This is a genomic window from Arthrospira sp. PCC 8006 (genome assembly GCF_046480465.1).
Lineage (GTDB): Bacteria > Cyanobacteriota > Cyanobacteriia > Cyanobacteriales > Microcoleaceae > Limnospira > Limnospira platensis.
In genome coordinates this window covers 23,538-41,998 of the sequence record NZ_PKGG01000021.1, presented here as the reverse complement: position 1 = coordinate 41,998, position 18,461 = coordinate 23,538, and the positions used below count along the sequence as shown (strand labels likewise).

The window sequence follows — 18,461 nt, the reverse complement described above, 5'->3', positions numbered from 1 at the left end:
TTCGACAGCTTTGTGGTTTGGGGGCTACTCAAGTGCAATCTGGAAAGGCTGATACTCGTAGTAGTTTCACAGGAAGCAAAGAGGCGCGATCGGTGTTGCATCAGTTTGTTGTTCGGGCAGTCGAGAGGGGGACTCATCGCGAACAGAAACCGGGTGGGGGTGCGATCGCGACAACCCCCTACGATTGCCTACCAAAATCCCCAGAGGCTCATTCGCTTAGAGTTTATTGGGTAACTAGAGCATACCACAAAGGGAACAAAGTTTCTGGGGCGGCGTTGAAAGCAGCAAGGAACGCGACATCCAGAAAGCTGGCTGAGACTTTGTTTAAGGCTCTGTGGGATATGCGGTAATAATCCCCATATAATGCTCATATCAAACTTGTACCCCGATCCAATTCCCTAGGTCGGGGTTTTTATTGGTGAAAGTTTGGGAATAAGATAGAAAATGCAGCCCGAAATATAGAAATGGTCGGCATGGGGCATCGGCACGACCTTAAATGGACACAGAGGGAAGATAAGACTGGCTTGCAAGCACATCGAGCGCGAAGTGTCAAGAATCACCGTAGCTTCAGCCCGGTGAGTATGTCAACTAAAACCCAATTTTGAATTAGGTTGTTGACCTGTTCGGGTATTTCATCATGGGGACAGTGACCAGCATTTAAAAAATATTCCGTCAGTTGGGGGTAATATTCACGAAAGCGATCGCTTCTCGCGCGACAGTTCATCCAAGGATCTCCTTCTCCCCATAACATCAACAGTGGACAGCGAAGACGCGATAATAAAACATCTACCGGATCTCCCTGACGACTCTTAAACACCGATGCAAATACCTTAGCCGCGCCGGGAGTGCAGGAAGGACGATATATTTCCTCCACCAGGCGATCGGTAACAGCACTTTGATCCAAATAAACTTTTTGCAGAGTTTTCCGAATTACTGAACGTCGCCTAGTCCATTGGAAAACCAAAAAAGTCGTCCAGTCCTGAATTAGGAGCGATCGCATCATTCTCGAGGTCTTTTGTTTCCAGGTAGGCGGTTCTATCTTAGTCTGAGTATCCGAAAACGGACCCGCACTATTCAATAAAATCAACCCCGCCACCCCATCAGGATAATCCGCCGCCACGCACAGACTAGCATAACCCCCCAACGAATTACCCGCCAAAACCGTTGGCCGTCCGATCACCTCGGTCATAAAATCATGAAGCTGATCGCGCCACAACTGTCCAGTATATTCCCAATCAGGTTTAGCCGATCGCCCAAACCCTAACAAATCAATAGCCCACACATCAAACTCAGAACTTAATCCCTCAATATTCTTGCGCCAGTGGTCTGTCGATGCACCAAACCCATGCACCAACAATAAAGAGGGGCGTTGGTCAACCTTTGTCGTTGCCACATCCTCACCCGCTGAACCTCCTCTGACATAATAAATCAATTGATCGCGCCACTTCCAATAAGTCCCCTCATAGGAGTTCGAGTCAGTTACTAAAGTAGTTTGCATTTTACTTAAATTCGTTGATTTTATTGGATGTTATACAGCAAAGATTGATTAATAACCACTTATTGATTCTCTCCAGGTAATCCACGCCAAGGCTGGTATTCTTCCAAATCAATCTCATCAAGAGTTGGTCCCTCTGAAGGATCAACCGTCATATTTGGATGTTGCACCACACAAGCAAGATGAGCCCCTTGTAAACCCCGTTTAATCCGTTCTGGAGTTTCTGCAAACAGCACAAATAGGGGGTAAATATTTTCAGCCTCTTGGGAATACAAATAACTGTAATGATGAGGCATCACCCATTCATAGCCACTATCCAAGTAAACCTGAGTTAATCTCCACCGCCTCAGTAAATCCGAAAGATCTTCGTGGGGTTTATGAATAAAAATCAATATTTCCGAGCCGACTTTAACCTTCCATTCTGGATCGCACATCAACACCGCAATATCACAGGGAAGACAAACAGCTTGATTTGGGCTAATAGTAATATGATTATGCCCCGCATAGGAAACACCATTGCGTAACCTGACAATAGGTAGCGGCAGAGTGATCAAACTTTCTTCCGGGCGGCGCAGACTGGGAATCATTTCCCAATAAGGTCGATGCTGTTGCAAAAGATTAATCATTGTATTTGCATAGCTGTATTCAGACAGCAAAGTTTCATAATGGGATTGTTGAACTGGCATTTTTTAAAAACCTGGTAACATCTTTTCCGACCACAGGAGAAATTCATTTCCCCGGCGATTTGGTGTCGTAGCACTTATAAACTCTCAAACACCTTAAACATTGGCAGATACATCGACAGCAGTACAGAAGCCACAATACCCCCTACTACTACAATCATTAAAGGTTCTAGCGCACTGGTTAGAGATTTTACCGCCTCCTCAACTTCCGTTTCATAGAAAGCCCCTACTTTCATTAACATTTTATCAAGTTCCCCAGATTCTTCTCCGATCGCAATCATTTGAATTGCCAAACCTGGGAACACATTTTCTTCCTGTAAAGCCAGACTGATTAATCCCCCCTGTTGAATCTCATTTCTGGCATACTCAATGGCATTAGCGATCGCCTGATTACCAGCTACATCGCGGACAATTTCCATAGAGTTCATAATCGGCACACCCGAACGAGTCAGACTACCAAAAATAATACAGAAACGCGCCACCGCTGACTTTTCCAGAATCGCACCAAACAGAGGCAGTTTCAAGTAAATCTTATCAAAAAATAACCGCCCAGAGTCAGTTTTATAAGCCACCGTATAGGCAAAATAAATACCAATCAATCCTCCAATTACTATAGCTTGGGGAATAGGTGGCCAAGTCGTACAAAAAGCACTAATTTTGAGCATCATCACCGTAAACAGAGGTAACTCCACCCCAATTTGCTCAAAAATACCCGAAAAGGTAGGCAGCAAAAATGTAGCCATACCAAAAAACACAGCTATCGCAATAAACAATACTGTTTTCGGATAAGAAGTTGCCGACTTAATCTCACTCTGAGTTTTATGGTTTTTTTCCATCATCACCGCCAGACGTTCTAGGGTTTCATCCAAAACCCCCCCAGTTTCTCCCGCCCACACCATACTCACAAAAAGCTGGTCAAACACATCAGGAAACTTCCTCATTGACAATGATAATTCCTCCCCCTCCTCCACATCAGCACGCAGAGTATTAATAGCCCTTTTTAGCTTGGCATTTTCACACTGTTCTCCCAACACACTTAAACAGCGAGCCATCGAGATACCCGCATTAAACATAGCAGCAAACTGACGGGCAAAGATCGCCAGATCCTTAACCGTAATCGATGCCATCGCTACATTAAGGTCTTCCTCTAATTTCTTGAAGTCAAAGCCTTGTTTTCGAGAGTGGCTTTTGACCATCTTATTAGTTGTCATATCTCACCTCTACTGATATAGATATAATTGTCTACTTGGACCTCTCCCATAGCACACCACATTCGCAACTATAGCAATCCGAAAAAAGGTAGTGACCAACCCCACTTGTATGAGAGAGTACAAGCAGGGGGAGCTGAAAAACTTTCCCTTGTGAGGATGCTTACCTACCTAATTTTGTGGGATTATGCTTTCACCTTCTGACTCTTACCAGCCTTAGGCTGAGGACCAATGAGCCGTTCAAGTTCATCAGGTTTAGAACTCTTACTCATAGCAGCTTCCCAAGTAACCTTACCCTCTTGATAAAGTTGTGCTAAAGACATTTCCATAGTCCGCATTCCCAATTTAGCCCCCATTTGGATCTGGGAGTAAATTTGAGAAGTTTTTCCTTCCCGAATCAAGTTACCCATAGCCGGAGTATTAAGCATAATCTCCATAGCCGCACAACGACCGCCGCCAATTCGCGGTACCAGGTTTTGACTACAAACCCCCACCAGAGAACCCGACATTTGCGCCCGCACCTGGGGTTGTTGAATAGGGGGGAATACATCCAGCATCCGGTCTACTGTTGCCGAAGCCGAGTTAGTGTGCAAGGTTCCAAATACTAAGTGACCCGTTTCTGCCGCCGATATTGCCAGACCAATAGTTTCCAAATCCCGCATTTCCCCCACCAGAATAATATCTGGGTCTTCACGCAAAGCCGCTTTTAGAGCATTAGCAAAACTCTTGGTATCCTCACCCTTTTGGCGTTGGTGAAACAAACTCTTAACATTAGGGAAAACATACTCAATGGGATCTTCCACAGTCAGGATATGTTCTGAGCGTGTACGGTTGATCAAGTCAAGTAAAGCCGCCATTGTGGTAGTTTTACCCGAACCGGTCTGTCCCGTCACCAGAACCATACCACGAGGTCTTTCCGTCAAATCTCGCAGGATTTGGGGAACCCCCAACTTATCAGCATTGGGAATTTGGGAAGCCAAAGCTCGCATACAAGCGGCCCAGCAACCCCGTTCCCGATAGACATTGACCCGGAACCGAGCCAGTCCCTTAACCCCATAGGCGCAGTCTAGTTCCCAGTTTTGCTCCAACTGCTTACGCTGCATATTATTGAGCATCTGGAAAATCAAAACCTGCACCTCTTCAGCAGATAGAGTTTCTCCAAATTGGGGTTGTGGAGTCAGTTTACCGCTGACGCGGTAAAAGATAGGCGCTCCTGCTTGAATGTGAATATCTGAGCCTCCTTGTTCAACCAAAGACTCCAGAACATCCTCAATCATCAAACCACGCATAGATAAACCTCCAATGGAATTTTGGTTGTTAGTTGAAATCGATCGCTTAGGATGATCCCAATATACCCAAGGGGTAACATAGCCAGAATTTTTCTCTAATCCTTAGCCACCTCCTTATATTGTGAATGATTTTTTGTGGGATTCATCAAATCCTCTCCGAGAAACCCCCATATCGGTACAGGTGGGGGAGGGATAGGAGCCCTGGTTGAGTAGGGTTTGATGCCCCCAAAACCAGCAAGCCAGTATTTCTCGCGCTTCACGAGACTTTCGTGGTGAACTACGAAAAGACCATCAAAGGCTCCCTACATCGCAAACCGAGGAGTCAAACAATAGGGACAGTCCAACCATTCCGGCTTTAATTCCGCCCCACATCCTTTACAGGTCAAACCCTGCTTTCGTTTAGCCTTCAACTCTGATTCCAGAGCCGAATCTGTAAAGGTCACCCGTTCGACCTCCTCAAAAGTTGTATGGCCTTCACGCACCAACTGCAAACTGTAGGCTAAGAGAGTTTTCATCCCTTCCTCAACAGCAGCCTCCTTAATTTGTTCAGTGGGCGCTCCCTTAGTAATCAGAATTTGCATCCGCTCCGTTACTTTAAGGAATTCATAAACCCCAACCCGGCCCTTATAGCCTAGACCACCACATTTTTTACATAACTCGCCGCGATCGCCGAGTTCCCGGCGTTGATCTGCTGGAACAGTATTTGCCTTATAGAAAGTAATACCCACCTCCCCAGAAGCAGAAAGACCATAACGACCCAATTCTTGGGGAGTAGGGGTATAGGGTATACGACATTCAGTGCATACCCGCCGCATCAAACGTTGAGCCAGGATACCCAACAGAGCCGCAGAGACCATGAATGGTTCAACTCCCATCTCATCCAAACGAGCGATCGCCCCCGCCGCGTCATTAGTGTGAAGAGTAGTTAATACCAAGTGTCCAGTCAGAGCCGCTTCAATAGAAGTTTTTGCAGTTTCCAAATCCCGCGTTTCCCCCACCAGCAAAACATCAGGGTCTTGTCGCAAGAATGCCCGCAGGATATTAGCAAAAGTCAAATTTTTCTCTCGAATCACCTGACATTGGGTAATACCAGGTAAAGCATACTCAATGGGGTCTTCCGCCGTACTAATATTAATACCCGGATCATTGCGCTCTGCCAAAACCGAATACAAAGACGTAGATTTACCAGAACCCGTAGGTCCTGTTACCAAAATCAACCCAAAAGGACGACTAGCAGTTTCCCGGACCATTTCCAAAGTTTCCTGGTCCGAGATCAACTTATCCAAACCCAATTGAGTCGAAGAACTATCAAGAATCCGCAGAACAATCTTTTCCCCATAGCGACTCGGCAGGCTATTGACCCGAAAATCCACCGTCCGGCCCTGATAAATCCGACGAATCCGACCATCCTGAGCTTGGCGACGTTCAGCAATATCAAGATCCGCAATAATTTTAAAGCGGGAGGTAATAGCAGAAACCACCTTTTTCGGGAAAGTAAAATACTCCTGCAAAACCCCATCTTTACGCATCCGAATCCGCATATCATGCTCTTGAGGTTCCACATGGATATCGGAAACCCCCTCCGACAGAGCTCTAGCCAGAATCACATTCACAGCCTTAATAACTGGTGCAGTTTCCGCCTCTTGTAGTTGTGCATCGAGGTTCATGTCCCCCATGTCCTCGGAGGCTTCTACCAGTTCTACATCCTCAAACTCACCCTCACCAAACTGGAGTTTTCTTTCCTCTTCCCGAGCCGCTTCTACTTGCTTGCGCTTAACTTCCTCCTCACCGTAGGCTGTGATCAGTTTGTCATAATCTTCTTGAGTAATCACCCGTCGCTCTAGCTTAAACCCTTTGGGACGCAGGATTTGGTTTCTCAACTCATCCAAAGCACTCAGGTTATCTGGATCAACCATTGCCATTAAGACAGAGGCAGGTGTAGCCTCTGAGATAATTTTCAAAGGCACAAAACGATGCCGTTTGCAGGTTTCAATAGAAGTTTCCAGATTTTTGATGATTTCTTCTAGTTCAGCCACCGAAATCTGATCTATTTCTAGGTCAAAGGCTTCAACCCCATAGACAATTTTTAACTCAAATAGCTGTTGCTTTTTATAGTGACGGGCTAATTCCGGGGGCAGAGGTTGACCAGTAATCGATTCGAGAACCTCGGTGAGAGGTTTGCCTCCACGAGAGTCCTGAATAGCTTGCTGTAGTCGCTCAGGGTCAATATACCCTGACTGAATAAGTTTATTACCAAAGGGAGTTGCACTTTGAGCAACAATAGAGCGTCGGGGGGATGATGTATTGGTCATAGCTGCAGTCAAGTCCTTATGTCTAGGCTTCCCCAAAAAGTTGGGAAAGTTTCTTGGGTGAGTATGGAAGTATCACTGTTGATTTACAGTTTAACCGCTGCTGCTATATCCACAACTAGGGACTGAGGACATTCGCCCTATTTACCTGGTGCATTAGCTCAACTTGCCAACGGGTGAATATGTTTTCCTACCTCCATCGGTGATAGCTTGATTTTCACACTTCTCGCCCTAAAGGGTCGAGGATTCTTCGTTCATAGACTTAACTTGCTCTAGCAGGATTACTCAAACCAGAGTAGAGGTCAAATCTCCCCAAGGGTTTGGATTTATTATCCAAGTTCCCACCTGCCCCGTGGTACTCAAGACAATTTCTTTGGTAAGGTAACTGATCGCCGGGTAATTGTGATTATATGCAGCCGAGGGCATGAAAGTTTGACCAGGGGGTGATTTGAGGTATTTTAACCCGATTTTATAGCTGAACGAATCGCACCTGTAGTATTAAAATGGATCAAGAACACGAAAGCACGTTAACGGAGAGCGGAGTTTTCCCTAGGCTGTAGGCTTAGGGATGCCGTCGCTCGATTTTCTATTATGGACGATAACAAGCAGGAAGACATGGTTCCTAATTCGACAAGTGACAAAACGGATGAGACTACAGAACCTGTAGCATCAGATCCGGGTTCTGTTGAGTCTGAACAGATTGATCAACAGACGGATACTGAATCTGATTTAACATTGGAGCAAGCAACGATCGCTGATGATGGCGAGGAAGCTACGGACGCGGAACTGAGTTCCGATCCGATTTATATTGCCAATGAACAGCTTAATGAGCAGTTGCAGACCATAGCCCAAGCGCGAGAGTCCCTTCAGACTCAACTGATGGATATGACGGGTCAATATCAGCGACTAGCTGCTGATTTTGAGAACTTCCGTAAGCGCACACAGAAGGAAAAAGAAGACCTCGAACTCAATATCAAGTGTTCCACGATCGGGCAGCTTTTGCCAGTGATCGATAACTTTGAGCGAGCCAGAGCCCACATTAAACCCCAAAATGATGGTGAAATGAACATTCACAAAAGCTATCAGGGGGTTTATAAACAGATGGTGGAGTGTCTCAAACAAATTGGAGTCTCCCCCATGCGCCCGGAAGGTGAACCGTTTGATCCTAATCTCCATGAGGCGGTGATGCGCGAACCGACGAGCGAGTATCCAGAGGGAACAGTCATTGAAGAACTGATGCGGGGGTATATACTAGGCGATCGCGTCTTACGTCATGCCATGGTGAAAGTAGCTACAGAACCAGAACTCTCAGATACCACAGAGGAGCCACCAGCAGAAGGTTCTGAGGATTAATCGCCTAAATCAACTCAATGGGCGCAACTACTGCGCCCTAAGTGTTATACAGCCAGGGAAAGGGGGTAGACTTATGTAGTAAGTGGGTCTAGCTTCTAGGCTCTTATGTTAGAACGGGGATGGCTCTACCATTCATTGCACAAATTTATCGATGAGGAGCTATGGGAAAGGTCATTGGCATCGACTTAGGTACGACTAATAGTTGTGTGGCGGTTCTGGAGGGGGGTAAACCTGTAGTTATTTCCAGTTCAGAAGGGGGACGGACTACACCCAGTATTGTGGGTTTTGGTAAATATGGTGATCGCTTAATTGGTCAGCTTGGTAAACGACAGGCTGTGACTAATGCCGAGAATACCATCTTTAGCATTAAGCGATTTATTGGCAGGCGCTGGGAAGATACGGAAGTGGAGCGATCGCGAGTTCCCTATAAGTGCGTCCCTGGTAAAGATAACACAGTAGACGTAAAAATTCGTGATCAGGTCTACACGCCGCAAGAAATATCGGCGATGGTGTTGCAAAAACTCAAAGAAGATGCCGAAGCCTATTTAGGGGAAACTATTGATCAAGCGGTGATTACAGTTCCGGCTTACTTCACAGATGCTCAACGCCACGCCACCAAGGACGCTGGAACCATTGCGGGTTTAAATGTGTTGCGTATCATCAACGAACCCACGGCGGCAGCCCTATCTTATGGTTTAGATAAACAAGACCAAGATCAAACCATCCTGGTGTTTGACTTAGGGGGAGGCACTTTTGATGTATCTATCCTCCAGTTGGGAGATGGAATTTATGAGGTAAGATCGACATCTGGGAATAACCACCTAGGAGGGGATGACTTTGATAATTGCCTGGTGATGTGGATGGTAGAAACCTTTAAAAAACAAGAAGGGATTGATCTAATATCGGACAAAATGGCTCTGCAACGGATGCGTGAAGCAGCGGAAAAAGCGAAGATCGAACTTTCTAATCGCAGCAAAACCTCGATTAATTTGCCATTCATCAGTGCTGATGATTCAGGACCCAAACACCTAGAACTAGAACTGAGTCGCTCGGAATTTGAAACTTTAGTGGCAGACTTGGTAAAAAGTACCCTCGGACCAGTAACCCAAGCGCTCAAAGATGCGGATTTAGAACCCCAGGAGATTGATAAAATCATTTTGGTGGGAGGTTCAACCAGAATTCCCGCAGTACAGCAAGCAATTAGTAAACATTTTGGCGATCGCAGTCCCGATCGCTCTGTTAACCCTGATGAAGCGGTAGCCCTAGGAGCGGCGATCCAAGCAGGGGTTTTGGGAGGAGAAGTCAAAGACCTACTGCTTTTAGATGTCACGCCTTTGTCTCTGGGTTTAGAAACCCTAGGGGAAGTGTTCACCAAAATCATCGAACGCAATACTACCATTCCCACCAGTCGTTCCCAGATGTTCTCCACCGCCACCGACGGACAAACCTCTGTGGAAATTCATGTGCTGCAAGGGGAACGAGCCATGGTTAAAGATAACAAAAGCCTGGGTAAGTTCCTACTGACTGGCATTCCTCCGGCTAAACGGGGTGTGCCGCAAATTGAGGTGTCTTTTGATATTGATGCTAATGGGATATTGAAAGTATCTGCTATAGATCGTGGCACAAGCCGAGAGCAAAGTATTCAAATCACCAATACCGGAGGACTGAGCGAGACGGAAATTGAGCGAATGCGACAGGAGGCAGAGCTTTACGCCGAGGAAGACGAAGCCCACAGACTGATTGCCGAGTTGAAAAATCAATCCCAGACCCTGTTCTATAATTGTAAGGTGACATTAAAGAACAATGCCAAAGCAATTAGCAATGAACTTAAAGAGCGAACCCGAACGGAAGCAGCGGCTTTAAAGAAAGCAGTTAACGACCCCAAAATCTCTTTAGGGGATATGCAACGACAAGTTGAGAGTTTCCAAAATTTGCTCTATGAGCTAGGTTCTGCGGTTTATGCAGCACATGAGCACGGAGATTTGGAGAATGGGTCAGCGACTGAAGAACCCCAGATGCTAGACTCAGAAGAAGATGAAAGCACAGACTCTGACATGGACTCTGAAATCGGCAATAGTGACGAGACAGAATCTAAAGAATTAGAGGGCTCTGAGAGCCAAAGTCTGGGTGGTTCATAGAGATAAGTTGACCGCTAACGGTTAAATGGTCCCATTAAAGGTTGGGATGTGGGATGATGTAAAATAGGGGTTTCCCTAAACGGTGGGGTTGGTAGTTTATGCTTAATCCAACCCCTAGTTAAGGAAAGACCTAACTCTAGGTTTGTTCTGTAGTTTTAGTAATTAATTTTTAGAAAAAAGCTTTATGGCAGGCGATTACTATGATGTCCTCGGTGTCTCCCGCGACGCAGACAAGGAAGAAATTAAACGAGCTTACCGTCGTTTAGCTCGTAAATATCACCCGGATGTAAATAAAGAGCCGGGGGCTGAGGAAAGGTTTAAGGAAATTAACCGCGCCTATGAGGTGCTTTCGGAACCGGAAATCCGCGCCCGTTATGATCGTTTTGGGGAAGCTGGGGTATCTGGTGCAGGTGCTGGAGGCTATGGTCAGGACTTTGGCGATAGTTTTGCTGATATCTTTGAAAGTTTTTTCAGTGGTTTTGGTGGGGGTATGGGCGGCCCTACGGCAGCCAGACGACGCACGGGACCCACGCGAGGGGATGACCTGCGCTTAGATTTGCGCTTGGAGTTTAAAGAGGCTATTTTTGGCGGGGAAAAGGAAATCCGTATCCGTCACTTAGAAACCTGTGAGACTTGTAATGGGACGGGGGCGAAGCCGGGAACTTTTCCTAAAACTTGTTCTACCTGTGGGGGTAGTGGTCAAGTGCGACGGGCGACTCGTACTCCCTTTGGTAGCTTTACTCAGGTTTCGGTTTGTCCTACCTGTAATGGTACTGGACAGATGATTGAGGAAAAATGCGTCAGTTGTGGTGGAGAAGGCCTGAAAGAGGTAACTAAAAAGCTGAAAATTACAATTCCGGCTGGGGTAGATAATGGCACGCGGTTGCGGGTATCTAATGAGGGGGATTCGGGAAAACGAGGTGGCCCGGCGGGGGATTTGTATGTATTTCTGTCGGTGGACTCAACACCGAATTTCAAACGTGATGGTATTAATGTCCTGTCAGATGTGAAAATCTCTTACCTGCAAGCGATTTTAGGCTGCACTTTGGAGGTGGAAACGGTTCAGGGTACGACTTCTTTAACTATTCCGGCGGGGACACAACCGAATACGGTGCTGACTCTGGAAAATCAGGGTGTCCCTCGTTTGGGAAATCCGGTGAGTCGGGGAGATCACTTGATTACAATTTTGATTGATATTCCTACCCGGATTACTAATGAGGAGCGAGAACTTTTGGAACAGTTGGCCCAAATTAAGGGAGAACGTACCGGAAAAGGAGGCCTGGAAGGGTTCCTTGGTAATTTGTTCCAAAAGTAAAACATTCGATTGATGGCTTGGATTGATTGTTCCTTTTGTGTGAAGAGTCTATGACTGGTTCAGATACTTATTCGGCTGATGCTAAACTTGATTTGCGCGGCACCCCCTGTCCGATTAATTTTGTGCGGACTAAGTTGCGTCTGCAACAAATGACACCGGGGACTTTGCTGGAGGTGTGGTTAGATGGCGGCGAACCTATTGAACAGGTTCCTGATAGCTTGGTGATGGAAGGATATGCTATTGAGGAGGTTTGCGATCGCGGAGAGTTTTTTGCGATTATGGTTCGTTGTCCGCCTGTGAAGAGTTTATGACGGCTGATCGCATAATGGGAACGGTAGTTGCTGGTCAGGCTAATTTTTATCAGGTTTGCCTGAGTCCTGACCAGTCTCCGTCTGGGAATGGGGCCGGGGGGGAAGCTAAACCTATAACTTTGCTTTGTACCTGTCGCGCTCGTTTAAAGAAAATTGGTCAGAAGGTGATGGTGGGCGATCGCGTGGTGGTCTCCTGTCCAGACTGGCAGGGGGGTACAGGGGTGATTTCTGAGATTTTACCCCGTAAAACTGAGCTGGCGCGCCCTAGTATTGCTAATGCAGACCATTTATTATTGGTGTTTGCAGTGGCTGAACCAGACCCAGATCCGGTGACTCTCAGCCGCTTTCTACTCAAGGCGGAGTCTACTGGGTTGGAGGTGAGTTTGTGCTTTAATAAGTGCGATTTACTGCCCCCTGATAGCCTCCGAGAATGGTACGATCGCATGAGAGGGTGGGGATATGACCCTTTGATGATTAGTGTCTATCATGGGGTTGAATATCGCTTTGAGGGCGATCGCATGGAAATTTCGCCGACTCTGAATTTATCATCAAATTCGGCTGGGTTGGACAAACCCGGTTTCGGGGAAAGTTCGCCTTCCCTCACTAGAGATGGTGATAGAAACCTGGTTTCTGGCACTGCTAATTCTCTGCTGGATCGCTTGCGCCTGAAAACTACGGCTATTTCTGGTCCGTCTGGTGTGGGGAAGTCTAGTTTGATTAATAAACTGATTCCTAATAGTCATTTGCGGGTGGGGGAAGTGTCGGGAAAATTGGGGCGAGGACGGCATACTACCCGCCATGTGGAATTGTTTGAATTACATAACGGGGGTTTCCTGGCTGATACTCCGGGGTTTAATCAACCGGAATTGCAATGTGACCCTCACCAGTTGGGTAATTATTTCCCGGAAATTCGCGATCGCTTAACTAAGGGTAAGTGTCAATTTGATGATTGTTTGCACCGCGAAGAACCATCATGTGTGGTGCGTGGAGACTGGGAAAGATACCCCCAATATCTCCATTTTCTTGAGGAGGCGATCGAGGCTTGGGAAACGTCTCAACATCAACCACTAGAGGAGGATCGCCTCAAATCTAAAAGTAAATCTGGAGGGGGAAAACAATATGAACCTAAATTGCAGTCTAAAAAATATCGCCGATCTTCCCGTCGCTTAGAACACCAAAATTTACAACAACTTTGTGAAGATTTGGATGAGGTCTAAAACAACTTATCTATTAAATGGAGTAGCCGAGCCATGTCAGATTCTCCAACTACTACAGGCGCAATAACCACCGGATTAGTGATTGGTTTATTGTTTATGGGGGGCTTTTTTTTGGTAGGCTATTCGCTGCCATTTAGTCTGCTGTGTAGCTTTTTGGGTGGTGTATCTACTTATCAATTAATAACTTGGTGGCATATAGACTCTCTGCCAAAGATTGAGGAGTCTAATTCCTCGAACCCAGAAGTTGGCAAGGTGTACAAGTCGATTCATAAATTTTTGTTTAAATCTCAGTATAATAAACAATCAAAAAAACTTGCCAATGAGCCAGTTTCTAAAGGTCCTGTGTCTCTGATGGGATGGGTTTTAAAAGAACATTCCAAACGCAATACAGATAATTAATCATCAGGAGAAACCGGGTTTTTGGGTTGCTATGGCAGGAAAAACCCGGTTTTAATGATTAATCATGTACCCTCCCAGCGGAGGTATTTAGACGGGAATAGTTGGGTTGAGTTGTTGTTGGTTAGGTTGGGTTTGTGAAGTTGGTAATAATTCGGGGTTAACTATTGATAATTGTACGGCACAGGCTTTTAATTCGGGTTGTTTAGACTCCGGACAACATTGAGGGTGAGTCATGGCGTTGGCTTCGGTATTATCTCCCCATAAAGCGCCCCAGTGCATGGGTACAAATACAGTTCCCGGGGCGATCGCTTTAGTAATTTGGGCAGGAAAATAAGCCTTTCCTCGGCGCGATCGCACTTGCACTAAATTACCGGATTCAATGCCTAATTTATGGGCATCTTTGGGGTGAATTTCAATAAAAGGAGTGGGGTGCATTTTGCGGATTTTCTCAATTCTCCCGGTGCGGGTTTGAGTGTGCCAATGACCGTATAATCTCCCGGTTGTCAACACTAAAGGATAGTCAGGATCTGGGGGTTCAGCTAATCCTTTGGAGTAATAAGCGCCAAATTGTGCGCGACCGTCTGGGGTATTAAATCGTAAATCAGTATATAAACGTTTCGGGGTGCGATTAATTTCGGTTTCGGTCTCAGGACAAGGCCATTGAATAGGACCAGAAACCATTAAACGATCATGACTCAACCCGGATAAATCGCAGGGACGGTTACGAGTTAAGCGGACAAATTCCTGGTAAACTTGAGCGGAATTAGCGAAATTAAATTGTTTGTGAAAGCCTAACCTGCGCCCTACTTCGGCGAAAATTTCCCAGTCGGGTTTAGCTTGTCCTATGGGGTCACGAAAAGCTGGACATAGAGTAACAACTCGTTCGGAATTAGTCATAGTCCCGGTTTTTTCTCCCCACTGGGCGGCGGGTAGTAAAATATGAGCATATTGGGAGGTTTCCGTAGGATAATAAGCGTCCTGATAAATGGTAAAAGGCGATCGCATTAAAGCAGCTTTAGTCCTTTCTAAATCGGGCATACTGACTGCTGGATTAGTCGCCGCCACCCATAATAACCCGACGTTACCAGTTTCTAAGCCAGTAATCATTTCCCAAGCATTCAAACCCACTTGGTCAGAAATCTGACCAGGTTCTAGTTCCCAAAATTCCTCAATTTCTCTTCGGTGTTCGGGATTTTTTACAACTCGATAACCGGGCAAAATATGGGCAAGTCCTCCGGCTTCTCTACCTCCCATAGCATTGGGTTGACCTGTTAAAGAAAAGGGACCCGCCCCAGGTTTACCAATATTTCCAGTCATCAAATGAAGATTAATCAGAGTCCGCACTTTGGCAGTTCCTTCGGAGGACTGATTGATGCCCATTGACCACATAGATAAAACCCGTTTAGACTCACCCCACCACCTAGTGGCTAGTTCAAGATCATCAAGACGAATACCACAGGTTCTGGCTACCAATTCGGGGGGATAAGATTGGATTACCTGCATATAATCAGGGAATCCTTTGGTACATTCATCAATAAATAAAGAATCTATAAAACCCCAACGCATTAAGAGGTTGGCTATACCATTAAGTAGGTCAATATCGGTGCCGGGACGGATGGCTAAATGTAGGTCTGCGGCTTCAGCGGTTTGGGTGCAGCGGGGGTCAACCACAATCATTTTGACTTGGCGATTTTTCTTATGGTGAACCCGCAAACGATTAAAAACGATGGGGTGACATTCAGCGGTATTAGTACCGATTAAAAAGGCACAGTCGGTTTTTTCTAGGTCGTCATAACAACAGGGGGGACCGTCTGAACCGAAACTTTTGATATAACCGGACACGGCTGAAGACATACACAGGCGGGAATTGGCATCAAAATTATTGGTTCCCAAACAGCCTTTAATTAGCTTTTGGGCGATGTAATAGTCTTCGGTTTGGAATTGACCTGAACCATACATACAGATGGCATCAGTGCCCATAGTATCGCGGACGGTTTGAATGCGGTTGACAATAAGGTTATAGGCTTCATCCCAGGTGGCGCGGCGAAAGGGTTGATCAAGGGTGTCTCGGATCATGGGATATTTGAGGCGATTTTTGTCTATGGCTTCGGCAATTGTTGCGCCTTTGACGCAAACTTTACCGAGGCTTGAGGGGTGAGTGCGATCGCCTCTCACTTGCCAAATTGGATTTCCGAGTGAGTCTCTATTTGTGGCTTTTCCTGGTTGGGCGGGGGGTAAAACTTCTAAGCCGCAACCAACACCGCAGTAAGGACAAAGAGTTTTTGTTAATTCAGTCATTTTAGATTAATGGGTGGTAATTGTGGCAGTTTTTATTATAGGACATCAGCCACCTATTGACTGGCAATTGGGGGGGGAGTTGACCGTGATTAATTATCTGCTAAAATCAGCCAATTAATTAATCAATCCCACCAAACCGGAAGTTAATCACCGTAACCACGGAGGATAGTCATCTAGGAAGGATAGGGAATTATTGTCGGTTCAGGGGCGAGTAGCTAATTTAATGCTAGTTAATAACCCGCCCCTATTTGGGAGTTATTTAGCGACAGGGATCAGGTCTTCGTTGGTTTGTAATTCTCCTTCATGATGGTCAGAAAAAGATCCTTGAGGTTCTTTGAGGAAAAACCAACAGATGAAAGCGACAATCATGCTAGTTACTCCTAACATCTCGAAGAAAATTCGGTTGCCAATATCACCTTGTGGAAATAGGCTAAATAGTGTTAGATAAACGACTGCGCCGACATTTCCATAAGCGCCGACATTTCCGGCAATTTGTCCAGTGACACGACGTTTAATGAGGGGAACGATCGCAAAACTTGAACCTTCCCCGGCTTGTACAAAGAATGAACAAGTCATGGTTAAAAGTACGGCGACAGGTAGCAACCAACCACCATGAACTCGACCCATAATTAAATAAGCAAATGCCATTCCCGCTGTCAGAGCTGCCATGGTATTTTTACGGCTACCTAATTTATCAGAAATTAGACCTCCACCAGGGCGAGACATTAGGTTCATGAAAGCATAACTAGCAGCTATCATTCCAGCGGCTGGTTTACTGAGTCCGAAAGTCCCCTCAAAGAAAGCGGGAAGCATTGACACCACAGCTAATTCTGAGCCGAAGTTGACAAAATAGGTCAATTCCAAAATAGCAACTTGGGAAAAATTGTAACGGTCTGCGGGGGGATAGTGTTTTTGACCAAGGATTAATTCTTTATTAGCTTCCCAGCAGTTATAACCTTGGAAAAGGTATAAACCGAATAAGGCTACCCAGACGATATAAAGTTGAGGTTGGGTCAAGAAACCCACTTTACTTAAACGCCAAGCTAGGATACCCAAAACACCAACTAGGGGAATATTCATAATCATCAAAAACCAGAAGTCTTTGGGGGTGGTAACTTCTAAGCCTCTGGCGCGTTGGGGTTTGTGATAGACTTTTCCGGGGGGGGTATCTTGGACATTAAAGAAGTAGAAAGCACCATACACAGCGGCGATAATTCCTGTTAATGCTACGGCTACTCGCCAGTTAATTACGCCGCCAGAACCGAAGGTTAAAATGGCTGCTAGAGTGGGTAAGCTAAAGGCGGCAGCGGCGGAACCAAAATTACCCCAACCGCCATAAATTCCCTCGGCTAAACCGATTTCTTTGGGGGGGAACCATTCGGCTACCATGCGGATACCAATTACAAATCCTGCACCAACTATGCTGAGGGCTAAACGGGAAATTACTAATTGATTAAAGTTTTGGGCTAAGGCAAATGCTGTACAGGGAATTGCTGCATAAATTAGCAGTAATGAGTAGGTGATTCTGGGGCCGTATTTGTCTAGCAGCATCCCAATAATAATCCGGGCGGGAACTGTGAGGGCGACATTACAAATGGCGAGGGTACGAATTTGACTTATTTCTAAGCCCATATCCTCTTGAATTGCTGTGGCTAAAGGCGCGAAATTGAACCAGACTACAAAGGAGAGAAAGAAGGCGAACCAGGTTAGGTGTAGGATTTTGTATCGGCCTTTTAAAGACCATAATTCGGTTAGCATTTTGATTAAATGGTGGTGGGTTAAACAACAGGGGGAATTAGCTTGAGTGATGACTGAATAAGTTGGGCCTAATTACTCAATCCTAAATCCAGGTAATTGATGAGGGAATATTATTCGGCAACCCAAGGGTTAACTTGTAGACTGCCACTGGGGGCCATGACTACGAGAAATTCAGCCTGGGGTTGGTCGGAGGTGGTGGCTTGACTTAATTGGGGAATGGGGCTCTGATTAAGATATTTGGCGGCGGCGGGGTTGATGGTTTTGTATTGGGCGATCGCACCTGTTTGATTGACTGAGACCTGATAAACTAGGTTCTCGGTAAAGGTGGGGTACTGTTGCCAGTTTTGGTCAATTTGGGTGTATAATTGGCTGGTTAGCTGGGCGATCGCATTCGGATCGGTTATGGGGGTTACGGTGGCGGCTACTGTTGGGGTTTCTACGGTTTCTGGGACAACTTCGACAGCAGTTACAATGGTTTCGGCTTGGGGTTGCTGTTGTGCGTAATGGTTGGATAGTAGTTGCTGCCAACTGTTGATGTAAAATCCTGAAAAGGCAATTAAACCAATTACTGATCCGATTTTGAGACCGACAGAAGAGGTTAATGAGTTGGGGGTGGTTTGAATGGATGTCATGGGGATTTTCTGATAGTAAAGTTGACTAGCACGGGGCTACATTTCCCTAGGTTTAT

The 18,461-nt window shown here is 45.9% G+C and carries 14 protein-coding genes and 1 pseudogene; 7 read left to right on the top strand and 8 right to left on the bottom strand.

The window, feature by feature from the left end; translation table 11 throughout:
* Positions 1–350, top strand: a pseudogene (locus B9T16_RS05730) (IS110 family transposase); the annotation flags it as partial.
* Between the two features lie 206 nt (positions 351–556).
* On the opposite strand, the gene B9T16_RS05725 reads toward B9T16_RS05730, so the two are convergent.
* The 5 genes from B9T16_RS05725 to B9T16_RS05705 form a co-directional block, all read right to left on the bottom strand.
* Positions 557–1,498 (bottom strand): alpha/beta fold hydrolase, encoded by a 942-nt coding sequence (locus B9T16_RS05725; RefSeq protein ID WP_006620085.1) that lies wholly within the window; start codon positions 1,496–1,498, stop codon positions 557–559.
* 59 nt (positions 1,499–1,557) lie between these two features.
* Positions 1,558–2,181, bottom strand: a complete 624-nt coding sequence (locus B9T16_RS05720) for a hypothetical protein (RefSeq protein WP_006620084.1) — start codon at positions 2,179–2,181, stop codon at positions 1,558–1,560.
* Between the two features lie 74 nt (positions 2,182–2,255).
* Complete coding sequence (locus B9T16_RS05715; RefSeq protein WP_014274812.1) at positions 2,256–3,389, bottom strand: type II secretion system F family protein; 1,134 nt, start codon at positions 3,387–3,389, stop codon at positions 2,256–2,258.
* Positions 3,390–3,571: 182 nt separating this feature from the next.
* Positions 3,572–4,675 (bottom strand): type IV pilus twitching motility protein PilT, encoded by a 1,104-nt coding sequence (locus B9T16_RS05710; protein ID WP_006620082.1) that lies wholly within the window; start codon positions 4,673–4,675, stop codon positions 3,572–3,574.
* Positions 4,676–4,977: 302 nt separating this feature from the next.
* The gene (locus tag B9T16_RS05705; RefSeq protein ID WP_006620081.1) at positions 4,978–6,987 is read right to left on the bottom strand and encodes a GspE/PulE family protein; all 2,010 of its coding nucleotides are present in this window, start codon (positions 6,985–6,987) and stop codon (positions 4,978–4,980) included.
* Between the two features lie 588 nt (positions 6,988–7,575).
* Here B9T16_RS05705 and grpE point away from each other — a divergent pair.
* From grpE to B9T16_RS05675, 6 genes are all read left to right on the top strand, one after another.
* Positions 7,576–8,337 carry a nucleotide exchange factor GrpE gene (gene grpE / locus B9T16_RS05700; protein ID WP_006620080.1) on the top strand — a complete coding sequence of 254 codons (762 nt, stop codon included), beginning with the start codon at positions 7,576–7,578 and terminating at the stop codon, positions 8,335–8,337.
* Between the two features lie 161 nt (positions 8,338–8,498).
* On the top strand, positions 8,499–10,475 hold the full coding sequence (gene dnaK, locus B9T16_RS05695; protein WP_006620079.1) for a molecular chaperone DnaK: 1,977 nt from the start codon (positions 8,499–8,501) through the stop codon (positions 10,473–10,475).
* 184 nt (positions 10,476–10,659) lie between these two features.
* The gene (dnaJ, locus tag B9T16_RS05690; protein WP_006620078.1) at positions 10,660–11,790 is read left to right on the top strand and encodes a molecular chaperone DnaJ; all 1,131 of its coding nucleotides are present in this window, start codon (positions 10,660–10,662) and stop codon (positions 11,788–11,790) included.
* A gap of 50 nt (positions 11,791–11,840) precedes the next feature.
* Entirely contained in the window at positions 11,841–12,101 is a 261-nt protein-coding gene (locus tag B9T16_RS05685; RefSeq protein ID WP_006620077.1) for a sulfurtransferase TusA family protein, read from the top strand.
* On the top strand, positions 12,098–13,318 hold the full coding sequence (rsgA, locus tag B9T16_RS05680; RefSeq protein WP_006620076.1) for a ribosome small subunit-dependent GTPase A: 1,221 nt from the start codon (positions 12,098–12,100) through the stop codon (positions 13,316–13,318). The genes B9T16_RS05685 and rsgA overlap by 4 nt, the downstream gene beginning before the upstream one ends.
* A 33-nt stretch (positions 13,319–13,351) precedes the next feature.
* A complete protein-coding gene (locus B9T16_RS05675; protein WP_006620075.1) occupies positions 13,352–13,717 on the top strand; it encodes a hypothetical protein in 366 nt (121 codons plus the stop codon).
* Between the two features lie 87 nt (positions 13,718–13,804).
* On the opposite strand, the gene B9T16_RS05670 is transcribed toward B9T16_RS05675, so the two are convergent.
* The 3 genes from B9T16_RS05670 to B9T16_RS05660 all read right to left on the bottom strand — a co-directional run bounded on the left by B9T16_RS05670 (position 13,805) and on the right by B9T16_RS05660 (position 18,405).
* Positions 13,805–16,015, bottom strand: a complete 2,211-nt coding sequence (locus tag B9T16_RS05670; protein ID WP_006620074.1) for a molybdopterin oxidoreductase family protein — start codon at positions 16,013–16,015, stop codon at positions 13,805–13,807.
* A 255-nt stretch (positions 16,016–16,270) separates the two neighbouring features.
* A complete protein-coding gene (locus tag B9T16_RS05665) occupies positions 16,271–17,773 on the bottom strand; it encodes an MFS transporter (protein ID WP_006620073.1) in 1,503 nt (500 codons plus the stop codon).
* A gap of 110 nt (positions 17,774–17,883) precedes the next feature.
* Positions 17,884–18,405 carry a hypothetical protein gene (locus tag B9T16_RS05660; RefSeq protein WP_006620072.1) on the bottom strand — a complete coding sequence of 174 codons (522 nt, stop codon included), beginning with the start codon at positions 18,403–18,405 and terminating at the stop codon, positions 17,884–17,886.
* Positions 18,406–18,461: the final 56 nt, after the last annotated feature.